This window comes from Helicobacter bilis ATCC 51630, from assembly GCF_000686565.1.
Lineage (GTDB): Bacteria > Campylobacterota > Campylobacteria > Campylobacterales > Helicobacteraceae > Helicobacter_A > Helicobacter_A bilis.
Genome location: NZ_JMKW01000089.1, coordinates 1 through 3,732 on the forward strand (window position 1 = coordinate 1; position 3,732 = coordinate 3,732).

The following is a 3,732-nucleotide window of genomic DNA, read 5'->3' on the forward strand; positions in this document are numbered from 1 at the left end:
TTACCCCAGCGTTACAAAAAACACTCCAAACGCCCTAAATACCGATACTCTAAACACTAAGTAAAAAAGCCTTTTTACTTTTTGTGTATCCTTTTTTAGAATACATTCAAAAATACACATAAGATATAAACAAAAATAGATTATATGGGAGTAAAAAAAGGATTATAACATATAAGCATATTATAAAACACTTATGCAAAAAACCCTTTATACAAGGCTTTTATGTGTTTGTGTGTTTGTGATTAAGTGTTTTTTGTGGATTGCTAGATAGATATAAAATTACAAAAAGGATAGAGAACGATGTTTAAATAATTAAAACAAATCATATCTCAACAATAAAAATACGCATATACTTGGAAATAGTTTCTAAAAGCCACTCCAAACAAGCGTTATGCATACACAATGGATACTACTATCTCATGATATTTTATCCTTAAGCCAGTTTTTGACTTTATCAAAACATGAATCAATGAAGCTTTTATAAGGCTTACTTGTATCCCCAAAGCTTTCTTGTAGTTTTAACACAAGATTTTGTTGCTCGTCATTGAGATTTTGTGGATAGGTGATTTTTATCTGTGCGATAAGTCTGCCTTTTCTTCCGCTATTAATATCTGGCACCCCTTCGTTTTGAAAAACAAACTGATGTCCATGTGCAGTATTTGGCGGAATGTTTAACTCTGCTTGTCCGCTAAGTGTGGGAATCTCTATCTTACCACCAAGCACAATCGTAGTAAAAAATACTGGGACTTCCATATATAAATCATTGCCATGACGCACAAAATGCTCATCTTCTTTCACAACCACTTTGATATAGAGATCGCCTCTCACACCGCTTTTTACTTCATTCCCCTTACCACGATATACAAGCTGATTGCCATTATCAATACCTGCTTTAACCTCTAGCTCAATCGTCTCTTTCACACGCTCAAAGGCATTTCCATGACATTTAGTGCATTTATCAACGATGATTTTGCCCGTCCCCTCACAAGTAGGACATGCGACTTGCATTTGTATAATAGACTGCTGCACGACAACCCTGCCGCGACCATTACACCTATTGCAATCCTGCATTTTGCCATCTTTTGCCCCAGTGCCACTACATGTTTTACAATAGCTTTTATACTCCGTTTTAATCGTCTTTTTACAGCCAAACACTGCTTCTTTAAAGCTTAGATTCAGTCGCAATACATAGTCTGGATCAAAGGCATAATGCTCTTGTGTATTGGATTGCCCCCCTCCAAAGAAATCCTCAAATATACTGCCAAATATATCACTAAATCCACCACTAGAGCGAGAAAAGCCTTGTGATTGAAGTCCATCTTTGCCATATCTGTCATAAATTGCCCTTTTTTCACTATCGCTTAATACTTCATAGGCTTCATTAATCATTTTAAAGTTTTCTTCTGCTTCTTTGTCATCTGGGTTTCTGTCAGGGTGGTATTTTAATGCAAGTTTTCTAAATGATTTTTTGATTGTATCATGGTCTGCATCTCTGCTAATCTCTAAGATTTCATAGTAATCCATATCTAATGACGCCAAAATACATACTCCAAAAGTAAAATAAAGCTTTCATTATATAAAAAAAAAGATAACTTTGCTAAAACTTATCACTTTTTTGCTAGAATCCCCCGCATGAAAAACTATCAAAATAACTTATTTTCTTTTAATACACTTGTAAATGCCTTTGAAAAAATGCCAACCATAGGCAAGAAAAGTGCGCGTAAAATGGCTTATACACTAGCTATCGAAAACGCTCCGCTAGGATTACAAATCGCACAGGCGATCCATGATTGCATTGCTACGATTGAAAAGTGCAAGGTTTGCGGTGCGCTTAGTCATGGTGAGATTTGCCATATTTGCCTTGATTCTACTCGTAAGAATGGCACACTCTGTATTGTGTCTCACCCAAAAGATGTGTTTTTGATTGAAGATATTGGCGAATTTCATGGGGTGTATTGCGTGATTGAGGACTATAAGCATTGCGATTTCACAGAGCTTATACAACGCATTAAAGATGAGAATATAGAGGAAGTGATATTTGCGTTCATGCCCTCACTTGAAAGCGATATGATTGTCATGTTTATACAAGAAAAGTTAGCGGACTTATGCTTAAAATTTAGCAAAATCGCACAAGGTGTGCCATCAAATGTAAGCCTTGATAATATCGATCATTTCTCTTTAGCAAGAGCATTTAATGCACGAGTAAATGCGTAGAGTTTTGGGTTGCTTGGGTTATTAAATATGCCATCATAATTCTGTGATTATATTTGCAGAATATCTTGCATGAAAGACATAAGATTTAGCATTGTGGTTATTAGAATCTTATTTGCTTTTTTATATAAGGAAGATTCTAATGCGTGAAACCATTTATTAGCAAGATTAGCTATTTTTAATTCCCGCGATTATAGCAATCATAAGTGGCACAGAAATCACTCCGCAAATAACCCAAAGTATCTGAAATGGCTCGCCTACATACCAATAATACGCTTGCTCAAGTCCTTTAACAAACGCTACAAAAGGTAATACAAGAATGGCAACTGCTGCACTAGCACCAACCGCAACAAAAAAATACAATTAAACCAGCCAATATGGCACAAATAGCGGCAATAGACCACAGCATATTTTTATCCTTTCCTACAAATTAAAGTTTCTTTAATAAGTTATCGAGTATTTTTCTTATAGCTGGATTTTTAACAAATGGCAAAGCGTAATCACTCATCATTTGCTTTGCAGTATCTTTATTTTCTTTTGCAAGATCTGTAACAAATTCCCAAGTGGATTTCCACCACGATTTCTCATAATCTTTTTTACCATCATCTGTGCCTTTTTCTTTATTATCTTGTCCTATATACATAAGACGCTTTATAGGTGGGTTTTTCTTTGTGATAAAGTAGAGTAGCTTAGTAATATTATATGGCGTCTCTTGTAGTTTATTTTCTTTCTTTAATCCCGCAGAGTAGTATATAGGCTCTACATCTACGCCTGTATCCTTTTTCACTCGTCCCCTTATATCATTGACTTTAGAATCTAAATATTGTATTTGCTCATCAGTTAATTTTCGTCCATTTTCTACAAAATCCACTCTATCAATAACACAATCACATTTATTTAGCACAATAAGGATTCTATCTTTATTTGGCATATTGGGGATTATCACTTTATTGATAAGCTTATATGCGGTTTCTAAATCTTTATTAGTCGCATCAAGGATAACTAGCACTAAATCAATTAAAGCATTACCATCTTTATCTTTTTCTTGAAGTTTTGCGATTATATTATCTTTATGCTTTTTATCTTTTTCTTCGCCCTCACCAAGTCCTGGTGAATCCCAAAGTGTAATATTGTTGCTAATAACAAATTTTTCTATATTTTGTGTTTGTGGTTTTGAATCTGTGCCAATCTCTACAAAATCCTTACCATTTTTAAAGAGAGCGGCAATTGTAGAGCTTTTACCAACACCCGTAGCACCTACAACAAGGATATTAAGATTTACTTTTAATTGCTCCATAATCTTTGTTGCCAATGCTATCTTTTGCTCTTCTTCTAAGTCATCGCTAATAGTTTCCAAACTTTCCATTATTTCTTTATGATTTGTTTCCAATTCTTCAATCTCTTTTCTATGTAAATGTCTTTGTCGTAAAAACACCTGTGTGTGCTAGTTGTTTTACATAATTCATAAACAATTCATACTCATCATCGCTAAGTATCTTTTTCAAGCTAGAGAAATTGATA

General features: G+C 34.4%; 3 protein-coding genes. 1 reads left to right on the forward strand and 2 read right to left on the reverse strand.

The window, feature by feature from the left end; all coding sequences use genetic code 11:
- Nucleotides 1-417: 417 nt before the first annotated feature.
- Nucleotides 418-1,539 (reverse strand): molecular chaperone DnaJ, encoded by a 1,122-nt coding sequence (gene dnaJ, locus T368_RS0110980; RefSeq protein ID WP_004087697.1) that lies wholly within the window; start codon nucleotides 1,537-1,539, stop codon nucleotides 418-420.
- Between the two features lie 93 nt (nucleotides 1,540-1,632).
- On the opposite strand from dnaJ, the gene recR reads away from it, so the two are divergent.
- Complete coding sequence (gene recR, locus T368_RS0110985; RefSeq protein ID WP_004087698.1) at nucleotides 1,633-2,214, forward strand: recombination mediator RecR; 582 nt, start codon at nucleotides 1,633-1,635, stop codon at nucleotides 2,212-2,214.
- Nucleotides 2,215-2,641: 427 nt separating this feature from the next.
- Here recR and T368_RS0110995 read toward each other — a convergent pair whose 3' ends face one another.
- A complete protein-coding gene (locus tag T368_RS0110995) occupies nucleotides 2,642-3,577 on the reverse strand; it encodes a GTPase family protein (protein ID WP_034567519.1) in 936 nt (311 codons plus the stop codon).
- Nucleotides 3,578-3,732: the final 155 nt, after the last annotated feature.

What these genes read in the sequence shown, in the direction of transcription:
- recR (WP_004087698.1), top strand. Translation starts at nt 1,633, where the DNA reads ATGAAAAACTATCAAAATAACTTATTTTCTTTTAATACACTTGTAAAT.
- T368_RS0110995 (WP_034567519.1), bottom strand. Translation starts at nt 3,577, where the DNA reads ATGGAAAGTTTGGAAACTATTAGCGATGACTTAGAAGAAGAGCAAAAG.